We start from the raw sequence: 19,273 nt of genomic DNA, 5'->3' as shown, positions 1-19,273 counted from the left end.
GCCTGTCCGGCCCTTGTCATCGCCGCCTGCTTTCTGCCCCGCGCATCGCCGCCGGGAACCATTTTGCGCGCTTCTTGTTCATCTGGAAATCCTCGCAATCCAGGGCGGCATGAATGACCACAACGCTCGACCGCGCGAACGCCATTGTATCCCTTTCCACTCCCTCCACCATGAAGGCCGCCGTAGTCACCGGACCGGGAGCCATAGCGATCCAGGATGTGCCGGTGCCCGAGCCTCGCGAGGGCCAGGTGCGGGTGCGGCTTACCGGATGCGGTGTGTGCGCCTCCAATCTGGGGCCCTGGGCAGGGCCCGAATGGATGCAGTTTCCAACGGCGCCGGGTGCGCTCGGCCATGAGGGTTGGGGCATCGTCGACGCGGTAGGTCCCGGCGTGACAGGGCTGGAGCCAGGCCAGCCCGTGACGACGCTCTTCCAGAACAGCTATGCGGAATTCGACGTGGGCGAGGCGGCGCAGGCCGTGCCGCTGCCGCCTGAGCTCGCTGATATGCCGCTGCCCGGTGAGCCGCTCGGCTGCGCCATGAACATCTTCCGCCGCGCCGATATCGAGGCAGGCCAGACGGTGGCGATTATCGGCATCGGCTTTCTGGGCGCTATCCTCACGCGGCTCGTCACGCAGGCCGGCGCCGATGTGATCGCCATCACGCGCCGCCCCTATGCGCTCGACATGGCCCGGCAGATGGGCGCTGCGCAGACTGTTCCTTTGGACGACCATCACGCCATCATCGACAAGGTCCGGGCGCTGACTGGCGGCCGCTTCTGCGACCGCGTGATCGAGGCGACCGGCAAGGCCTGGCCGCTCGATCTCGCGGGCGAGCTCACGGCCGAGGGCGGCAAGCTGATCATCGCCGGCTACCACCAGGATGGGCCGCGGCAGATCAACATGCAGCTCTGGAACTGGCGCGGCATCGACGTGATCAACGCCCACGAACGCAACCCGCTCACTTATATCCGCGGCATGCGCGAGGCGATCGACGCGGTCCTGTCGGGCCGGCTCGATCCCATGCCGCTGATCACCGACATGTTTCCGCTTGCCCGGCTGGATGACGCGCTGAATGCCACGCGCGACCGGCCGGACGGCTTCTTGAAGGCGGTGGTGAGGATGCCGTGATGAGCACGGTCGTCGATCACCCAAGCAAGACCATGCTCAGGAAGCCACGGCTGGGATTTCTCGGCGTTGGCTGGATCGGCCGCCATCGCATGAAGGCCTTGATCGATTCGGGCATTGCCGAAGCGGCGGCCATTGCCGACGCTTCGGCGGAATGCCTGGACGAGGCGGCGAAGCTTGCGCCTGGGGCAAAGCGCGTCGATGGGCTCTCGGGCCTGCTCGAGCAGGGAGTGGACGGCATTGTCATCGCGACGCCGAGCGCGCTCCATGCCGAACAGGCGCTCCAGGCGCTCGGCCGCGGCGTGGCGGTGTTCTGTCAGAAGCCGCTCGGCCGCAATCATGGCGAGGCGCGCGCGGTGGTGGATGCCGCAAGGGCGGCGGATCGCCTCCTCGGGCTCGACCTTTCCTATCGCCATACCCAGGCCATGCGGCAGATCCGTCCCATTGTCGCCGGGGGCGACATCGGCCGGGTTCAGGCGGTCGACCTCGTTTTCCACAATGCCTACGGACCGGACAAAGCCTGGTTCTACGACCCGATGCTTTCGGGGGGCGGCTGCGTGATTGATCTCGGCGTGCACCTGGTGGATCTGGCGCTCTGGGCACTCGGCTTCCCGAAAGTCGTCGACGTCTCCAGCCATCTCTTCGCCAAAGGCGAGCCGCTTTCCGCCAACCCTGCGGTCGTTGAGGATTTCGCCATTGCGACGATGACGCTCGAGACGGGCACAGTGGTTCGACTTGCCTGTTCCTGGCGGCTGCATGCGGGCCAGGACGCGGAGATTTCCGCCGCCTTCTACGGTACCGAGGGCGGCGCTGCGCTGCGCAACGTGAACGGCTCCTTCTACGACTTCGTCGCCGAGCGCTATCGCGGCACAGCGCGCGAACAGCTCGCCTCGCCGCCCGACGACTGGGGCGGACGCGCCGCCGTCGATTGGGCCGTGCGGCTTGCCGCCGATACCGGCTACGATCCGCAGGCAGAGCAGTTCGTGCAGGTGGCCGAGGTGCTGGACCGCATCTATCGCCGGCCGGCGCTGCTGGCAGCTGCCGAATGACGGCCGAAAGGAAGGACTATCTCTTGTCCGAATTGCCGAATGAGGAGATCGAAGGCCGGCTCAACGCGCAACGCGAAGCGCTCGCCTTCATTGTTGCGCATCTCGCCAGGATGGAGAGTTCGGGTGAGGAGCGCGCCAAAAAGCTGCTCGAAGCGCTTGAGGCGCATACCCTCTTTCAGGATCATCAGGAGGACCCCGGCGCAGTGCCCTCCGGCGGCGCCTTCGCGATCGAAGCGTCCGCCACACGCGAATTCCGGCGCATCCTCCGGGAAGCGCGCGAGCGCCTGGCGGAGCTGGAGGGCGAGGACAGCCCGCCTTCGGGACCCTGACCGTCAGACCTCGTCGAACCGCCCGCCCTCGCGCGAATTGTTGCGGCTGAAGACCTCTTCTTCCTCGTCGTCAGGCAGGGCCGCGTCGCTTTCCATATAGGGATTGTCCTGCCCTTCCCCGTAATGCTCGTCCGTGTCGACGCGCCCCGACTGGTCGAAAGGCACGTCTTCGGCGTCGACATTTTCCGGCACGTCTTCCACGCCGATGAGGTCGTCCCAGTTCTGCTGGGCGCGCTGCGGCGCCTCCTCGTGCAGATCCTCGGGCTCGCGTTTTGGATCGTCGGCCATCTTATTCTTCTCCTGGGGCGCTCGCTCTCCTAGAGGAAGCGCTCGCTTTTTTGATCTCGGGCTGCGTGGTCCGGGACGCGAGGGCGCTCACCCCAGCTCGCGCACCATGTCCGCCTCCTGCTCAAGGATGGTGGCTACCTCTTCGCGGCTCAGATGGGTAAGCATCAGGCTGACGCAGCATTCCAGATAGGTGATCGAAGACCGGCGCAGATATTCGTTTGTCTGCTCCCGCGACAGGCGATCTATTTTTCTTTCCCGGTTCGACATCGGCTTTTCTCCCTGCGATCCTGAGCCGCAATCCGTCATTTTCCAATTTTCCTGAAGACCATTGGTTCCGCCCGTTTCGGGAAAGATTTTCCGCCCGTCAGCGTCCCAACACACAGGAGGAGAGCATGGCCACGGCCAGCCCCGACCAGGCTATCCCGACAAAGGAGAGGACGTTTGCGAACAGTGCGATCCCGTCATAGATCGACCGATCTTCAATCGCCTCGCCAAGCCCGAGAAGGCGCGCCAGGCGGAACTGCTTGAACAGGAGGAAGCCCAGCGGCAGGAGGAACAGCCCGGTGGCGACGAGCAGCACGGCAGTGGCTGCAGCGGGGGAGCCGGCGAGCGCACAGATCGCCGTATGAGCCATGTAGACGAAGGTGAGATGCCCCGCCCAGAGCAGCGGCCCGGCACTAAGGTAAAGGAGCATGGGGAAGGCTTTTGTCCCCTGCTCCGGCCGGCGCATCTCCTCGAGTTTGGCCATGGCCCCTCCTATCCGGCAAGCCGCGGAAAGCCGTGCAGGAGCAGGAGCCCGAACAGCATCTGCCCGGCGGCGTAGTAGTAGAGCAACGCGCAATTCTCGAAATTCACCCGGCGCTCCTGATCGAGCTTTCCCGTGAGATAGCGCGCGATTGCAAAGCCGGCGAGCACGGCCACGGCAAGCACGACCTGAAGATTGATGACGCTGCCCATGTAGACCATCGCGCCATAGGAATTCTGGGCCGGGCGCAGCCCGGTGGACCAGTGTGCCCAGACTTCTGCAAGGGAAGCGCCGACAAGGCAGATCGCCGCCAGCGCAAGCAGGAGCGGCACCGCGGGCTCCCGTCGACCGGGCTCGGGCAGCAGCCAGCGCGTGAGCACCATAGCGGCGGTTCCGGCGACGAGCAGCAGCGCCGTGCCGACCGGCCAGCCGGCGCCCGGCAGAGCGGGCGAACCATGCGGAGCCCACACCTCGGGCGAGACGATCCAGAGATAAAGATAGGAGAAGACATAGGAGATATAGAGGGACGAGGCGACGAGGATGAGCACCATCATCGCCCACCAGGCATGGGATCTCGGCCCGGCCATATAGGTGGGCAGCCTTATGCCCGCGCCGATGTCGACCTTGCCCCCGCCCGGCCCGTGATCGAGCTTCCAACCCCAGACAAGGCAGGCGGAGATCGAGACGACAGCGCAGATGATGGCGACCGTCACCATCTTGACGGTGAGCAGGAGGAAGGCGGCCGCCATGAAGACGGCGGCAACGAGATGTGCCCAGCCCGGGCCGGGCATGCGGATGATGTATTGCGGGCGCGCATCGACAGCGCTGGTGACGATCGTCTCGCGGCCGCCGGTGGGGGCGCCGGGCAGGAAATGCAGCCCCTGCTCCACCTCCCGCGCGAGATTGGGCTGATCCCAGAGGGGGTCGCGGCTCTGCACGAAGGGGATGCTGCGCGTGGAGTACGCGCCGGTCGGCAGCCATTCGAGCGTGCCGGCGCCCCAGGGATCGTCCACGCTGTTTTCGACCGTGGGCCGGAAGCGGAGGAGAAGGTCGATGACGAAAAGAAGGACGCCGACAGCGAGAATATAGGAGCCCACGGACGAAACCATGTTGAGCATGCCCCAGCCGAGATCCTCGGGGTAGGTCCAGACCCGACGGGGCATGCCGAGCAGGCCCATAATGTGCATCGGGAAGAAGGTGACGTTGAAGCCGATGAACATAAGCCAGAAGACCCAGCGCCCGAGACGCTCGGAAAGCATGTTCCGGCTGAAGGCCGGAATCCAATAATAGAAGGTGGCGAACAGCGGAAACACCATTCCGCCGATCAGCACATAGTGGAAATGGGCCACGACGAAGTAGGTGTCATGCACCTGGAAGTCGACCGGCACCAGCGCCACCATTACGCCTGTTACCCCGCCCACGGTGAAGATGAAGAGGAAGCCGAGGACGAAGAGCGAGGGCGTGGTGATGCGAAACCGTTCCTTGCTGGAGGCGATGGTGGCTATCCAGGAAAAGACCTGGATGCCCGACGGGATCGCCACGGCCATGCTTGCGGCCGAGAAGAAGCCAAGGCTGAGGGAAGGGATGCCTGTGGTGAACATGTGGTGCACCCACAGGCCGAAGGAGAAGAACCCGGTGCCGATGAGCGCCACGACGATGAGCCGGTAGCCCACCAGAGGGTGCCGCGCCATTGTTGGCACGATCATGGAGACCAGTCCCGCAGCCGGCAGGAAGATGATGTACACTTCGGGATGACCGAAGAACCAGAAGAGATGCTGCCACAGGAGCGGGTCGCCGCCCTTTTCCGCCGAGAAGAACGGCCAGCCGAAGGACCGCTCGATCTCGAGCAGCATCGTTGCCAGGATGACCGCCGGAAAGGCGATCATGATCATGGCGGCGAAGATGAGCATCGCCCAGGCGAAAACCGGCATCTTTGCCAGGGACATGCCGGGCGGGCGGGTGCGCAGCGTGCCGACGATGATCTCGATCGCGCCGGCGATTGCCGAGATCTCGATGAAGCCGATGCCGAGGAGCCAGAAATCGGCATTGTCCGCCGGCGAATATTCTTTCAGCGTCAGCGGCGGATACATGAACCAGCCGCCCTTGGGCGCAAGGTCATAGAAGATGGTCGAGAAGAAGACCAGGCCGCCAACGATGTAAGCCCAGATCGCGAAGGCCGACAGCCGGGGAAAGGGAAGGTCGCGCGCCGCCAGCATCTGCGGCAGGAGCATGACCCCGAGCGCCTCGACCACCGGCACGGCGAAGAGGAACATCATCGTCGTGCCGTGCACGGTGAAGATCTGGTTGTACAGATCCTGGCTGACAAGGTCGTTCTCGGGCAAGGCAAGTTGCGTGCGCATGACGAGCCCAAGGACACCGGCAAGCAGGAAGAAGAGGAAGGCGATCCCGATATAGAGGATGCCGATCACCTGGTTGTTGACGGCGCTGATCAGCCGGAAGCCGGTCGGGATCTTCCAGACGCGCTCGAGTTCCTGCAGCTCGCCCGGGGGGCGCGGCCCCTTGTTCGGCAGCTCGCTCGGCGCGGTCATGCTCTACTCCAGGCTGTCCAGATAGGCGGCAAGGGCTGAAAGCTCCTCGTCTGAGAACTGGCGGAACGGCGGCATAAGGTTTTCCGGCTTGATGTGCTGGTTGTCCGCGATCCAGCGGGCGAAGGCCTGGGGGTCGTTTTCAAGGGCGGCGGCCCCGAGCGAGAGGCGGCTGCCGACATGCGTAAGGTCAGGACCGATGAGGCTGCGGGCTTCCGTCCCTCTCACCTGATGGCAGGCGCCGCAGCCATTGGCGAAGAACAGGTCGCGCCCGCGGGTCTCCTCGGGCGTTGCGGGCTCGCGGGCGGGCTGCGCCTCGCGCTGGAGCCAGGCCGCATATTCGGCTTCCTCCATGGCCACCACATAGAAGGACATGAGCGCATGCGCGCCGCCGCAATATTCAGCGCATTGCCCGCGGCTCACGCCAGGCTTGGTCGCCTCGAAGACGACTTCATTGACGCGGCCGGGGATCATGTCGAGCTTGCCGGCGATCTGCGGCGCCCAGAAACTGTGGATCACGTTGTCGGAGAGGAGCCGCAGCCGGACCGCACGGCCGACCGGAAGACGCAGCTCGTTGGCGCTCACGACCTCCTCTCCGTTCGGACCCGAATAGATCACCTCCCACCACCATAGCTTGCCGGTGATGGTCACCGTGCCCTCGCCCGCTTCCTGGCTGCGCAACGCGCCCGCCTGCATGACGAGCAGGCCGTAGATGAAGAGCCCGGTCAGCACCACAACGGGAAAGACGATGCCGCCGCCGACGACCAGCCAATTGCCGCCGAGCCGTGCCCGCCAGTCCTTTGGCCCGTAGAGCGCAATTGCCACGACAACCACCACCATGAGCGTGACGACCACGCCGACCCAGGTGGAGGTCCAGAAGAGCGGGTCTATCGTGAGGGCCTCGACGCCGCTGGGCGAGAGCGCCGACTGCACGCCCGAGCAGCCTGTTGCCGCGAAAGCCAGCGCCAGAAGCAAGCCGCCCCGCCCGACGCGAATCATTGCGAAGCCTCCGAACCGGCCGTATCGCCCGTTCCGTCGCCGGGCGAGCGCGCGGCGAAATAGGCGGCAACGTCCTCGATCTGCTCCTTGCTCAAGCGCCTCGCGATGGGTGCCATGATGGCGCTGTAGGCCGAGCCGGCGCGAACTCCACTCTGAAAAAGCGAGAGCTGCGTCGCGATGTATTCGGCGGGAAGTCCGTCGAGGCGCGGGAACTGGCCGGATGTCTCCGCGGCGTGGCAGGAGCGGCAGGCCGGAATACCATCCTCGCCCAAACCATTCATGGCTATGGCCTGGCCCCGGGCCGCCGCGTCCGCGTCTGCGTCCACGCTGGTTCCCGGCGGCGAGAGGGAAGCCCGCGCGTAATGCTGAGCCACCGCCTCGATCTGGGACGGCCCGAGAGCCGCGGCCATGGGTTCCATGATGCCGCTCGGCCTTCGGCCGGCCGCATACTCGCTGAGCGCCCGGCGCAGATAGGCTTCTTTCTGGCCAGCGAGCGGCGGCGCGAGGGGATGGACCGGCGGGTTGCGGGCATCGCCATGGCAACTGCCGCACATCTCAACCGTTTCTTCGAGCGCCCGGTCCGGCGCGAAGGTCAAAGCGGAGGCGCTGCGCTCGCCGCCTGTGCCTGAGAACTCGGCATAGTCCCGGCCTTCCATCTCCGGCAGCCTTTCGAGGAAAGCGACCAGAGCCCATACCTCCTCGTCCCGCTCCAATGCCGGCCAGGCCGGCATGCCGGTGAATTTGAGCCCGTGCTTGACGATCCAGAACAGTTCCTCCGCATCCCACTCCTCCGCGGCGTGCGAGAGCGGCGGAGGGGCGGGATACATCTTCGCCGCGATGGGGTTCTGGGAGGTGGATGGCGAGGCGTGGCAGGGCGCGCAACCGAGCGCGAAATGCCGCGCACCGAGCCGGGCCAGCCGCTCGTCGGAAAGATCGGGCGGCGGCTCGATCCCCATGCTGCGTGTCTCGACCGATCGCGCGAGCGTCAGGCGGATGATGAAGTTGGTGATGTCGAAGTGGTTCGAAGACGCGGCGACATTGTAGAGTCCCGAGAGAATGAAGGCTCCGCCGAGGAGGCCGGCGCCGAGAAGCACGATCGCGGCTCCGGAGGCGATGGACCGCCAGCCCGGCACGCCCCCCCAACTCATTTCAGTAGCCTTCTTCGGGAAGGTAGCTCGCTTGCCGCCCGTCGATCTCACGCAGCCAGCGCGCGGCAATGATGACGCCAGCGAGCACGTATACTAGAGGGCACGAGACCAGCATCAGCAAGCCGGCAAGCTGCTGGTCCGCCACGAGCGCTTCTGGGCTGACTCGTCCGCCGAAGCAAATCTCGGCCACCCTCACATAGAGGGACCGCGGCGCGAAAGTGAGGAGTACACCCAGCAGACAAAACAGTTTTCCCGTAAAGAGCAGCGCGCCGAGGGCACGCCAGCGCGCCGCCTCTGCCTCGTCGAGAATAGCGCGCCAGAACCAGAACGCGGCGGCGAATAGGGAAAGATGCATCAGTGCTTGGCCGCCGGGAGCGGCGAAGGCGAAGGCGAGCGGCTCGGGGAGGTGCCAGAACCAGAGAAGGGCGATCTGCACCGTCGCCGCCGGCCATATCCATCGTGCGTCGCTTTGCTCCGTCCCAGCACCCGCCGCAAGGCGCCATGCGAACACAGCAGCCGGCGCTGCGAGATTCATCGCCAGGATATGAACAGCCATGTGTTGGGCAAGGAACCCGCCGGAGTCCACCATTGCTCGTGAACGGGCAACGCGCCAACTTGTTCCCGACAGCGGGTAGCTCGCCGCCCTGCGCCGGCAGCCTTACGGTAATTTAATGATATAGTTGCTGAACCGAGGCTAAATCTTGCCGTACAAGAAGCCTATCTAGGCACAAGTTGCGTCGAACGAGTTCGGGACCGAGCCAAATAGCCGGCACGGCGGCAGCGACATCCGGAGAACTGAATGTCTTGGTGGAAGCAGGCCTTGCTATGTCTCGTCATCCTGGTGGCGGCCGTTGTCCTTTGGTATCAGTTCTTCCCCGGCGCGCGGCAGATGGCGGCGGATCTGGGACTGGCGCAGGCTCCGGCAGCGGCAGCCCCCTCTCCTGAGGCGCGGCGCGGCAACGGCGCTCCCGGTGCGGGCCCTGGCAGGCGCGGCGGCGGCATGCAGGCCGCCATCGTCTCCGCTCCGGTTACCAGTGCGACGATCAATGACCGGCTGACGGCGATCGGCAACGGCAAGGCCCTGCACACGGTGCAGGTGCGCCCCTTCGCGCCCGGCCGGTTGACCGAGATCCTGGTGGAACCGGGTGCTGAGGTCGAAGCGGGCCAGGTGATCGCCCGGATGGACTCCGAATCCGAACGCATTGCAGTCGACCGCGCCGAGCTGGCCCTGGACGATGCCCGCACGAGGCTGGAGCGGGTGACCGCGCTCCGCTCTTCCAACACGGCCACGGCGGTGCAGCAGACGGAGGCGGAACTCGCGCTGCGCAATGCGGAACTGGCGCTGCGCGACGCTCGGCTTGCATTGGAGCGACGCGACATCGTCGCGCCGATCAACGGAACGGTGGGCATTTTGCCGGTCTCTCCTGGTACCTACGTCACCTCCTCCGATCCCATTGTCACGATCGACGACCGTTCCGAGATCCTCGTCGACTTCTGGGTGCCCGAGCGCTACGCGCGGCTGATCTCCATCGGCATGCCGCTCACGGCCCAGTCCATCGCGCGACCGGACGAAACCTATGAGGGCGCGGTCAGCGCCATCGACAACCAGGTGGACCCGGCGAGCCGCACGCTGCACGTTCAGGGCCGGATTGCCAATCCCGCCGACACGCTGCGGTCCGGGATGGCGTTCCGGGTGACCATGCAGTTTCCCGGCGAGAGCTTCCCTGCAGTCGATCCGCTTGCCGTCCAATGGAGCACCGATGGCGCCTTTGTCTGGGCTGTTCGCGAAGGCACGGCGCAGCGCCTGCCGGTTCGCGTGGTGCAGCGCAATTCCGACAGCATCCTCGTCGACGGCGCCTTCGCCGATGGCGATTATGTGGTCGTGGAAGGCGTGCATGCTGTGCGTGAGGGCCAGCCCATCGCCGTCGCTGGCAATGAAGGCGGCCGCCCGGCCAGCGGCGGCTGAGGAAGCTTTATGAGCCAGAAGGACATCGCCAGGGCTGGGGAAGGCATCACGGCGCTTTTCGTGCGGCGGCCGGTCTTTGCCTTCGTCGTCAACACACTCGTCATCGTCGCCGGCCTTGCCGCACTGTTCGGCGTGGAAGTGCGCGAGTTGCCCGATGTCGATCGGCCGGTCATTTCGGTCAGCACGAATTTCGACGGGGCGGCGGCTGAGACGATCGACCGCGAGATCACCGCTATTGTCGAAGGAGCCGTCGCGCGCATCGCAGGCGTCTCGGCCATCTCCTCCTCCTCCTCCTTCGGCCGCAGCCGCGTGACGATCGAGTTCCGCGAGAGCGTCAACCTCGATACCGCCGCCTCGGACGTGCGCGATGCAGTAGGGCGCGTCCAGAACCAGCTCCCCGACGACGCCGACGCCCCGATCGTGGTCAAGGCGGACGAGAATGCCGACGCTATCATGCGCCTCGCGGTCACCTCCGGCGCGATGAGCGTCGAGGACATGTCGCTCTTCATCGAGGACGAGATCGTGGACCGGCTGGCGGCCGTTCCCGGCGTTGCCGACGTCCAGGTCTATGGAGACCGCACGAAGATCTTCCGCATCGACATCGACCAGTCGCGCCTCGCAAGCCACGGCATGACAGTCGCCGATGTGGGCAGCGCGCTGTCGACCATCGCCTTCGACAGCCCGGCGGGCTCGCTGACGAGCAATGCCCAGAACCTGATCGTCCGCGCCACCTCCTCCGTCACCACTCCGGAGCAGATGGAAGAGATCGAGCTGTCGGAGAATGTCCGGCTGGGCGACGTGGCCACGGTCACGCTGGGGCCGGACGAAGGTGAGACGACTCTCCGCACCAACGGCCGCACCGGAATCGGCCTCGGCATCGTGCGCCAGGCCCAGTCGAACACCTTGGACATCTCCTCCGGCGTCAAGCAGGCTGTGGAGGATCTCCGGAAAACCTTGCCGGAAGGCATGTCGATCGAGATCACCAGCGACGACGCCATCTTCATCAACGGGGCCATCCACGAGGTGGAGATTGCGCTGATAATCTCTGTCACCGTGGTGCTGCTGGTGATCTATCTCTTCCTGCGCGACTGGCGCGCCACCATCATTCCGGGAATTGCCATCCCAGTGGCGCTGGTCGGGACGATCGCGGCCATCTACCTGGTCGGCTTCTCCATCAATATTCTGACGCTGCTCGCGCTCGTGCTTGCGACCGGGCTTGTCGTGGACGACGCCATCGTCGTGCTCGAAAACATCGTACGCCGGCGCAATCAGGGCATGGGCCCGCGCGCGGCGGCGGTGCTCGGCACGCAGGAGGTCTTCTTCGCGGTGATCGCGACGACCGCCACGCTTATCGCCGTCTTCGTCCCGCTGTCCTTCCTGCCGGGGCAGGCCGGCGGCCTGTTCCGCGAATTCGGCTTCGTGCTCGCCTTCTCAGTCTTTTTGTCCTCCATCGTGGCCCTTTCGCTTTGCCCGATGCTCGCTTCCCGCATGCTCCGTTCCCATGAAAGCGGCGAGGAGACCCATGGTGGCGGGATCCTGGGCGGGATCGCCGGAGCGCTTGCCGGTCTCTATGAGCGCACGCTGCGTTTTTGCCTGAACGCGCCGCTGGTCGTCGTGGTGGTATCGCTGCTTTTCGCGGCCGCCGCATTCGGCGTGTTCGGCTTGATCAAATCCGAGCTCACGCCATCGGAAGACCGCGCCGTGGCGATGATGCGGGTCTCCGCGCCGCAAGGCGTGAGCCTAGACTACCTCGCCGGCAAGATGCGCGAGGTGGAAGCGTCCATACAGCCGCTGCGCGACAGCGGCGAGATCCGCACCACCTTCTCGGTCACCGGCCAGGGCGGCTCCAACAGCGGCTTCCTGATGCTCGGCCTTGCCCCTTGGGACGAGCGCGAGCGCTCGCAGCAGGAGATCCTCGACGAGGTGAATAGTCTGGCGGCCGCGATTCCCGGCGTGCGCGCCTTCGCCTTCCAGCCCAACAGCCTTGGCATTCGCGGCTCGGGCAGCGGCCTGCAATTCGCCGTTGCCGGTAATAATTACGAGCGGCTGACGCAGGCCGCGCTCGCCATCGTCGCCGAGATGGAGGAGGACCCGCGCTTCGATCAGCCGCGGCTTTCCCAGGACGCGACCCAGCCTCAGCTGAAGGTAGAGATCGACCGCGACCGGGCTGCCGATCTCGGTATCAGCATCAACGGGCTCGGCGAATCTATTCAGGCGCTGCTCGACGGTCGCAAGATCGCCGACCTCTTCATCGACGACAAGAGCTTCGATGTGAAGCTTCTTTCCTCTACGAATCCGATCAACGATCCCACCGACCTCGAAAACATTTTCATCAAGACGGGTGATGGCCGGTTTGTACCGCTGTCTACGATCACCTCGCTGCGCGAGGAGGCGGTGCCGCCTTCCCTGACGCGCGAGGAGCAGTTGCGCGTCGTCCGGGTGACCTCGGGCCTCTCGCCCGATTTCCCGCTCGGTGAGGCGCTCGCCCGCGCCGAGGAGATCGCCGCCCCGCATCTGCCGCCTGGCGGCCGCATCATCCCCCTTGCGGAAGCGGCAAGCCTCGGCGAGACCGGCAACAGCATGCTCACCGTCTTCGGCTTCGCTCTGGTGATCATCCTGCTCGTGCTGGCCGCGCAATTCGAAAGCTTCGTGAGCGCGCTCATCATCATGGCAACGGTCCCGCTCGGCCTTGCCTGCGCTGTTTTCGCCCTGCTGCTGACCGGCACCAGTCTCAACGTCTACAGCCAGATCGGGCTTGTCCTGCTGGTCGGCATCATGGCCAAGAACGGCATCCTCGTCGTCGAGTTCGCGAACCAGCTGCGTGATCGCGGTCTCGGCGTCCGCGAAGCCGTGGAGCAGGCCGCCCTTATCCGCCTCCGTCCCGTCATGATGACGATGATCTGTACGATCGTCGGCGGCATTCCGCTTGTTCTGGCCTCCGGCGCCGGCGCGGAAGCACGCATCGCATTGGGTTGGGTGATCGTCGGCGGCCTCGGCCTTTCCTCCTTGTCGACCCTCTATCTCACGCCGGTCGCTTACCTGCTTCTCGGCCGCTTCATAACGCCGAAGGTGGAGGAGGAACAACGGCTGGAGCGTGAGCTTACCCACGCAGCATCCGGCGCCATCCAATCCCATTGACCGCATTCGGCCGATGACATTGCCGGCGCGACGCTGTATCTGTGCGACGCGCCGGGGGCTCCTGATCGGCCTTCGCAATGCGGGTAACGGAGCTTGGTTTTCTTGGACAGCGAACCGGTAAGCATCGAACAGGCGCAAGCGCTGGTGGGGCAGGAAGTTGGCGTCTCCAGCTGGCGAGTGGTCACCCAGGAGATGATCGACCAGTTCGCCGCCGCGACGGACGACCACCAGTTTATCCACACCGACCCCGAGCGGGCCGCGCGCGAAACGCCTTATGGCGGCACCATCGCACACGGATTCCTGACTCTCTCGCTGCTTTCGACCCTGATCTTCGAGGCGGTGCCGCCGCTTGAGGGCACTGTGATGGGGATGAATTTCGGTTTCGACCGCGTGCGCTTCATGAGCCCGGTGAAATCCGGAGCCCGCATCCGCGGGCGCTTCGTGCTCGCCGAGATGAAGGTGCGGCCGTCAGGCATAGTCGAGACTCATTATGACGCGACGATCGAGATCGAGAACAGCGTCAAGCCCGCCCTCACCGCCCGCTGGCTGACGCTCGCGTTGCCGGCGGAGCTTTCCGGCAGGCCAGCTATCTGAGCCAGCTCTGCCCGCCGAGCCGCGCGGCATCGCAATCCTTGACGGCGATGATCCAAACCGTGAAAAGACCGCTCTGGCGGGAATGCCGAACTCTTCAGCCAAAAAGCAATACCGGCAGGATCACAATCCCAGTGCCGGCTGGATAATGGGGAAAAGAGAGCGCTGAATGGCGACTTTTGACGGTCTGACGGTGCTTCTGACAGGCGCCAGTGGTGGTTTCGGGAGGCGCTTGGCGCAGCGGCTTGCGGCTAAGGGCGCCCGCCTTGTGCTCTCCGACCTGAAGGAAGAGCCGCTCACGAGCCTGGCCGAGACTCTGAACACGGAGACTGCCATCCTCGCCGGCGACATCGCCGACGAGGCTCTCTCGGAACAGCTCGTAAGCCTGGCGCAGGAGCGGTTCGGCGGGCTGGACATCGCGATCAACAATGCCGGAATTGCCCAGAACTTCGTAAAGTTCCACCTCGTCCCCTCGGACGAGGCGCGCCGGGTGATCGATGTCAACCTGATGGGCGTCTTCTACGCTATGAAGCACCAGTTGCCGCTCATGGAACGCCAGTACCGCAAGGAGAAACGGCGTGGAGCGATCGTCAATGTGGCTTCGATCGCCGGCCTTGCGGGCGCGCCGCGGCTTGCCGCCTATAGCGCTGCCAAGCACGGCGTCATCGGCCTGACGCGAACTGCCGCAGCGGAATACGCCACCAGAGGCGTACGGGTGAACGCGGTCTGTCCCTCCTTCTCACGCACCGAGATGGTGACGGAGACGCTGAAGCTCCTGCCGGGAAATCCCGCCCGCGCCGAGGCTGGCCTCACCCGCGGCGTGCCCATGAGACGGCTCGGCGAAGTCGACGAGGTTGTGGAGGTGATTCTCTTCGCGGCCAATCCGGCCAACAGCTTCATGACCGGCCAGGCGCTCGCCGCCGACGGCGGGATCATGGCCATCTAGGCCTTGCATTTCAGCAGAAGCCTGAAAACTGTGGCACGCCTCACCTTCTGCCGGAAATTTCCGGTAACGCAGGTCGGTTGGCGCCGCGCCTAGGCGAACCGGTACCAACCGCCTATCTCTTCCCTTCAGCCGACGCCCCGCACGCAGGACACCGCGCAACCGACGGCATTTTGTCGTCGCAAAGCAAGCTGCCTCGGGCCTCGCTACTTGCCCCCCTCGGCGTCCCGCTTCGGTGTTGCGAATTCGTCAGGGGCGCCAGTGCGCGTCGTCTGGGCGGGGGAAACCGGGTCGCTGGCAGGAAACGTGTCCTCCAGCGCCTCATTCAATTCGTCATCCTGCTTGTCATGCGCCGCCTTGTCCTTCTCCACGTCCGGTCTGGGCTTCGCGAACTCGCCGGGTGAGCCAGCGCGTGTCGTCTGGGCGGCAGAGACGGGGTCGCTCGCCGGGAAAGTGTCTTCCAGGCCCTTTTCCAGCTCTTCTTCCAGCTCTTCGGGTCCAGGACGATCCTGGTGCTTTTCGTTTCCGGGCAGCATCGTTTGCTCCTTTTTAGACAAACGCCAGAGCCGGAGCGGAGTTCCGGGGGGAAGCCTAGGAGGTCTCCCGGGCCGCAGCTTCCAGGAAGCTGAAGACATAGTCCGAAAAGGACCGCCAGCACTCCACGCGGAAAGCCTCCTCGCCCGTCCGCCAGAGGACGATCTCGGCCTTGCCGAAGACCGTGCGTGACGCCGCCCCCACCGGGAACGCGCGCGACGAAAGATCCTGTGGGCAGCCCGAATTCAGGACCTCCTCGGCGCGCGCGCCCGAGACAAGTATGCCGACATTGCGATGTGAAATATCGACCGCCGAATGAAGCGCGGGCACTGCCGCGCAGATCGCGGCCAGGTCGGCCTCTTCCTCATCGATGACGAGCCATTCGTCGGGCCCGAGCCAGAGCGCGGCCCGCGGGCCCTTCGTTGCCGAGCTTTTCGGCCGTCTCGGCAGGTCGAGGCTTAGGGCTTGCGACAGTCCGGCAAGGGAAGCTTCAGGCGCGCGCAGGGACAATCGGCTTGCGGGAGCTGCGGGCGAAAGGGAGATGCCCTGCCCCTGACACGCACGTCCTTCGAGTGCCGGCTCCCGCCTTGCGATCTCAGCCATGGAGGCGTTCCCCCAGCTCGTCAAAGAACACGGTTGCGGTCACCTCCACTTCGACCGCGCCGTCCGGCATCGGCACAAACAGCCGCTCGCCATCGCGTTCGCGGCCATCTTGCACCAGCGCAAGGGCGATGGAGTGGCCGCAATTCTCCGACCAGTAGGACGAGGTCACATGACCGAGCATCTTCATCGGCACGGGTTGGTTCGGGTCGGCGACGATCTGCGCCCCCTCCTCCAGCACTTTCCTCCGATCCGTGGTCTTGAGGCCGACAAGCTGCTTGCGCCCACTGCCGACGAGATCGGGCCGCCTCAACCCGCGAATGCCGACGAAATCGGGCTTATTCTTCGCTACCGCCCAGGAGAGTCCGGCATCGCCGGGCGTCACAGTGCCGTCCGTATCCTGGCCCACAATGATGAAACCCTTTTCGGCACGCAGCACATGCATGGCTTCGGTCCCGTAGGCACAGGCGCCATGCTTCTGCCCCTCGGCCCAGACCGCCTCCCAGACCGCCCTGCCATAGTCCGCTGGCACGTTGATCTCAAAACCGCGCTCGCCCGTGAAGGAGACCCGGAAGAGCCGCGCCGGCACGCCGCACACCCGTCCTTCACGGACCGACATGTGCGGCATGGCTGTATCCGAGATGTCCACCCCCTCCACCAGCGGAGCGATGATGTCGCGCGACCTTGGCCCCTGCACGGCGATGACGGCCCATTGCTCGGTAACGGAAGTAGGCCAGACCTTCAGCTCCGGGAACTCGGTCTGCAGATAATCCTCCATGTGGTGGAGGACGCGCGCCGCGCCACCCGTCGTGGTCGTCACGTGGAAGCGGTCCTCGGCCAGGCGGCCGACCACGCCGTCGTCGTAGATGAACCCGTCCTCGCGCAGCATGATCCCATAGCGGCACCGCCCCACGCCAAGCTTGGCCCAGCTGTTGGTGTAGATCAGGTCGAGGAAGCGGGCGGCGTCCGGCCCCACGACCTCGATCTTGCCGAGCGTGGACGCGTCGAAAATGCCGGCCGCCTCGCGCACGGTACGGCATTCGCGGGCGACCGCCGCATGCATATCCTCGCCGCTCCTCGGAAAATACCAGGCACGCTTCCACTGTCCGACATCCTCGAAGACGGCTCCCTGCGATTCGGCCCAGGGGTGGATCGGCGTGCGGCGCGTCGGCTCGAAGAGCTTTCCCCGCGAATGGCCGGCGAGCGCGCCGAACGTGACGGGCGTGTAGGGCGGCCGGAAGGTGGTGAGCCCGACCTCGGGAATGGGCTTGCCAAGCATCCTGGCGGCGATCGCGAGCCCGTGCGGGTTGGACGTCTTGCCCTGGTCCGTCGCCATACCGGTAGTGGTGAAGCGCTTGACGTGCTCGATGGAGCGCATGCCCTCCCGCACGGCCTGCCGGATATCCTTCGCCGTCACATCGTTCTGGAAATCGACAAAGGCCATACGGCCTGCAGCTGGCGCATCGCCCAAAAACCCGGCCGACCAGGCGTCGCCTGAATGCGCGTCGATGTTCCTCGCCCCGCCGGCACCTGCACCCGCTTCCCTTGCGGCATCCGCGCCTGCTTTCAAGGCCTCCGCAACAGTCGGGGCGAGACCGGTTGTGCCGTTGCAGGCCCCGACTGAGGCAGCATCCTGGGCATATTGGCCGGGCAGGAAGCGCTGGGTTTCCGGGTCGAAGGCGAGCCTTCCGCGCGACTGCGAGAAGAGGTGGACGGCCGGAGTCCAGCCGGAGCAGGTGAGCAGGGCGTCCGCTTCGATGTCGCGCCGCCAGCCCTCTCCGGAGGCGATGCAGACCCGCCGCAGGCGGAGCCACCCTTCCGTGGCCACCACCATGCAGCCGGCCAGCACCTCGATCCCGAGCGACCGCGCTTCCTCGACATGCGGCCCGCGCGGGTCCTGCCGCAGATCGATGATCGCCGGCACTTCGACCCCCCGTTTCCTCAGGTCGATTGCAGCCGCATAGGCGGAATCCTCGGCTGTGTAGACGGCGATCCTGCTTCCGACCGCGACACCGAAATGGTTGAGATAGGCCCGCGCTGCCGAAGCCAGCATGATGCCCGGCCGGTCATTGTCCGGGAACACCATGTGCCGCTCGATAGCACCCGTCGCCAGCACGACGCGCTTTGCGCGCACCTGCCAGAGCCTTTCACGCGGCGCATCGGGAACGGGAGTGGCAAGGTGGTCGGTCAGCCGCTCGACAAGGCCCAGCATGTTCTGCGCGTAGTAGCCGAACCCGGTGGTACGGTTGAGGAGGCGCACATTCGGACGCGAGCGCAGCTCGGCTGCCGCCGCCAGTGCCCACTCCCAACCGGGCATGCCGTCGATCACGGCGCCCGCCTCGAAACGCAGCGTACCGCCCGGTACGGCCTGCTCGTCGGCGAGGATGACCCGGGCGCCAGCGTCCGATGCAGCGAGTGCCGCCGACAATCCGGCGACCCCGCCACCGATGATCAGCACGTCGCAATGGGCGAAACGGTTTGAATAGCGGTCGGGATCGGGCCTGTGCGGTGCCACGCCCAGCCCTGCAGCCCGGCGGATCGCCGGCTCGTAGAGACGCTCCCATGCGGCCTTCGGCCACATGAAGGTCTTGTAGTAGAAGCCGGCGGACAGGAGCGGAGCGGCAAGGCTGCTCGCGGCGCCGACGTCGAAGGCAAGCGATGGCCAGCGGTTCTGCGACACCGCAGTCAAGCCATCATAGAGCTCCTGCACCGTCGCGCGGACATTGGGTGTCCTGCGCGCCTCGTCCCGACGGATGCCGACCAGCGCGTTCGGCTCCTCGGCGCCGGCCGAAAGGATGCCGCGCGGGCGGTGATACTTGAACGAGCGGCCGACGAGGTGAACCCCGTGGGCGAGCAGCGCCGAGGCGAGCGTATCGCCCTCAAGGCCGGTGTAGCTTTTCCCGTCGAAGGTGAAGCGGACGACCTTCTGTGGGTCAAGCCGCCCGGCTGCCGGAATGCGGAAGGGCTGGGTCATGTCTTCGCGCCCTTGCCGCTCAAATCCGGCTTGGGTTCGCCCGCCTTGTAGGTAGCGAGAAACCGGTCCGAGACGGTGTCCCGTGCGGCATTGAAGAAGCGCCCACAGCCATGGACATGCCGCCAGCGCTCGAAGGTGATCCCCTTCGGGTTGGAGCGGATGAAGAAGTAGCGTTCGAACTCCTCGTCCGAGATCTCGGCGATGTTTGCCGGCCGGGCAATATGCGCTTCACCCGCATGCCGGAACTCGAGTTCCGGCCGCTCTTCCTCGCAATAGGGGCAGTAGATGAGAAGCATGGA

At 65.5% G+C, this 19,273-nt stretch carries 18 protein-coding genes; 7 read left to right on the top strand and 11 right to left on the bottom strand.

Going from position 1 to position 19,273, the window contains the following annotated elements; genetic code table 11:
• Positions 1-113: 113 nt before the first annotated feature.
• The 3 genes from RIN79_RS11355 to RIN79_RS11345 are packed head-to-tail and all read left to right on the top strand — an operon-like array spanning position 114 to position 2,502.
• Positions 114-1,127, top strand: a complete 1,014-nt coding sequence (locus tag RIN79_RS11355; RefSeq protein WP_309084767.1) for a zinc-binding dehydrogenase — start codon at positions 114-116, stop codon at positions 1,125-1,127.
• Complete coding sequence (locus tag RIN79_RS11350) at positions 1,127-2,173, top strand: Gfo/Idh/MocA family oxidoreductase (protein WP_309084766.1); 1,047 nt, start codon at positions 1,127-1,129, stop codon at positions 2,171-2,173. The genes RIN79_RS11355 and RIN79_RS11350 overlap by 1 nt, the downstream gene beginning before the upstream one ends.
• A complete protein-coding gene (locus RIN79_RS11345) occupies positions 2,170-2,502 on the top strand; it encodes a hypothetical protein (RefSeq protein ID WP_309084765.1) in 333 nt (110 codons plus the stop codon). The genes RIN79_RS11350 and RIN79_RS11345 overlap by 4 nt, the downstream gene beginning before the upstream one ends.
• A 3-nt stretch (positions 2,503-2,505) precedes the next feature.
• On the opposite strand, the gene RIN79_RS11340 is transcribed toward RIN79_RS11345, so the two are convergent.
• From RIN79_RS11340 to RIN79_RS11310, 7 genes are all read right to left on the bottom strand, one after another.
• A complete protein-coding gene (locus RIN79_RS11340; RefSeq protein WP_309084764.1) occupies positions 2,506-2,790 on the bottom strand; it encodes a hypothetical protein in 285 nt (94 codons plus the stop codon).
• 87 nt (positions 2,791-2,877) lie between these two features.
• The gene (locus RIN79_RS11335) at positions 2,878-3,057 is read right to left on the bottom strand and encodes a hypothetical protein (protein ID WP_309084763.1); all 180 of its coding nucleotides are present in this window, start codon (positions 3,055-3,057) and stop codon (positions 2,878-2,880) included.
• Between the two features lie 97 nt (positions 3,058-3,154).
• Positions 3,155-3,538, bottom strand: a complete 384-nt coding sequence (locus RIN79_RS11330) for a hypothetical protein (protein WP_309084762.1) — start codon at positions 3,536-3,538, stop codon at positions 3,155-3,157.
• Positions 3,539-3,546: 8 nt separating this feature from the next.
• The gene (gene ctaD, locus RIN79_RS11325; RefSeq protein WP_309084761.1) at positions 3,547-6,084 is read right to left on the bottom strand and encodes a cytochrome c oxidase subunit I; all 2,538 of its coding nucleotides are present in this window, start codon (positions 6,082-6,084) and stop codon (positions 3,547-3,549) included.
• A 3-nt stretch (positions 6,085-6,087) separates the two neighbouring features.
• Positions 6,088-7,080, bottom strand: coding sequence for a c-type cytochrome (locus RIN79_RS11320; RefSeq protein ID WP_309084760.1), 993 nt, complete (start codon positions 7,078-7,080; stop codon positions 6,088-6,090).
• Positions 7,077-8,228: a c-type cytochrome gene (locus RIN79_RS11315; protein WP_309084759.1), complete on the bottom strand. Its 1,152-nt coding sequence runs from the start codon at positions 8,226-8,228 to the stop codon at positions 7,077-7,079. Before RIN79_RS11315 ends, RIN79_RS11320 begins: the two co-directional genes overlap by 4 nt.
• Position 8,229: 1 nt before the next feature.
• The gene (locus RIN79_RS11310) at positions 8,230-8,784 is read right to left on the bottom strand and encodes a cytochrome c oxidase assembly protein (protein WP_309084758.1); all 555 of its coding nucleotides are present in this window, start codon (positions 8,782-8,784) and stop codon (positions 8,230-8,232) included.
• A 243-nt stretch (positions 8,785-9,027) separates the two neighbouring features.
• Between RIN79_RS11310 and RIN79_RS11305 the strand changes: the two genes are divergently transcribed.
• From RIN79_RS11305 to RIN79_RS11290, 4 genes are all read left to right on the top strand, one after another.
• Positions 9,028-10,194, top strand: a complete 1,167-nt coding sequence (locus tag RIN79_RS11305) for an efflux RND transporter periplasmic adaptor subunit (protein WP_309084757.1) — start codon at positions 9,028-9,030, stop codon at positions 10,192-10,194.
• Between the two features lie 9 nt (positions 10,195-10,203).
• The gene (locus RIN79_RS11300) at positions 10,204-13,332 is read left to right on the top strand and encodes an efflux RND transporter permease subunit (protein ID WP_309084756.1); all 3,129 of its coding nucleotides are present in this window, start codon (positions 10,204-10,206) and stop codon (positions 13,330-13,332) included.
• A gap of 102 nt (positions 13,333-13,434) precedes the next feature.
• Entirely contained in the window at positions 13,435-13,926 is a 492-nt protein-coding gene (locus RIN79_RS11295) for a MaoC family dehydratase (protein ID WP_309084755.1), read from the top strand.
• Between the two features lie 166 nt (positions 13,927-14,092).
• Positions 14,093-14,869: an SDR family NAD(P)-dependent oxidoreductase gene (locus tag RIN79_RS11290; protein ID WP_309084754.1), complete on the top strand. Its 777-nt coding sequence runs from the start codon at positions 14,093-14,095 to the stop codon at positions 14,867-14,869.
• A gap of 203 nt (positions 14,870-15,072) precedes the next feature.
• Here the strand turns inward: RIN79_RS11290 and RIN79_RS11285 are convergent, their stop codons facing one another.
• The 4 genes from RIN79_RS11285 to RIN79_RS11270 are packed head-to-tail and all read right to left on the bottom strand — an operon-like array spanning position 15,073 to position 19,270.
• Positions 15,073-15,402 (bottom strand): hypothetical protein, encoded by a 330-nt coding sequence (locus RIN79_RS11285; protein ID WP_309084753.1) that lies wholly within the window; start codon positions 15,400-15,402, stop codon positions 15,073-15,075.
• Positions 15,403-15,457: 55 nt separating this feature from the next.
• Entirely contained in the window at positions 15,458-16,003 is a 546-nt protein-coding gene (locus RIN79_RS11280) for a sarcosine oxidase subunit gamma (protein WP_309084752.1), read from the bottom strand.
• A complete protein-coding gene (locus RIN79_RS11275; protein WP_309084751.1) occupies positions 15,996-18,974 on the bottom strand; it encodes a sarcosine oxidase subunit alpha in 2,979 nt (992 codons plus the stop codon). Before RIN79_RS11275 ends, RIN79_RS11280 begins: the two co-directional genes overlap by 8 nt.
• Positions 18,971-19,270 carry a sarcosine oxidase subunit delta gene (locus tag RIN79_RS11270; protein ID WP_309084750.1) on the bottom strand — a complete coding sequence of 100 codons (300 nt, stop codon included), beginning with the start codon at positions 19,268-19,270 and terminating at the stop codon, positions 18,971-18,973. The genes RIN79_RS11275 and RIN79_RS11270 overlap by 4 nt, the downstream gene beginning before the upstream one ends.
• Positions 19,271-19,273 lie beyond the last annotated feature (3 nt).

The organism is Chelativorans sp. (assembly GCF_031180965.1).
Taxonomy (GTDB): Bacteria; Pseudomonadota; Alphaproteobacteria; order Rhizobiales; family Rhizobiaceae; genus Chelativorans.
Note: the sequence above shows the minus strand (reverse complement) of the source record. Positions and strands in the feature narration are given on the sequence as shown.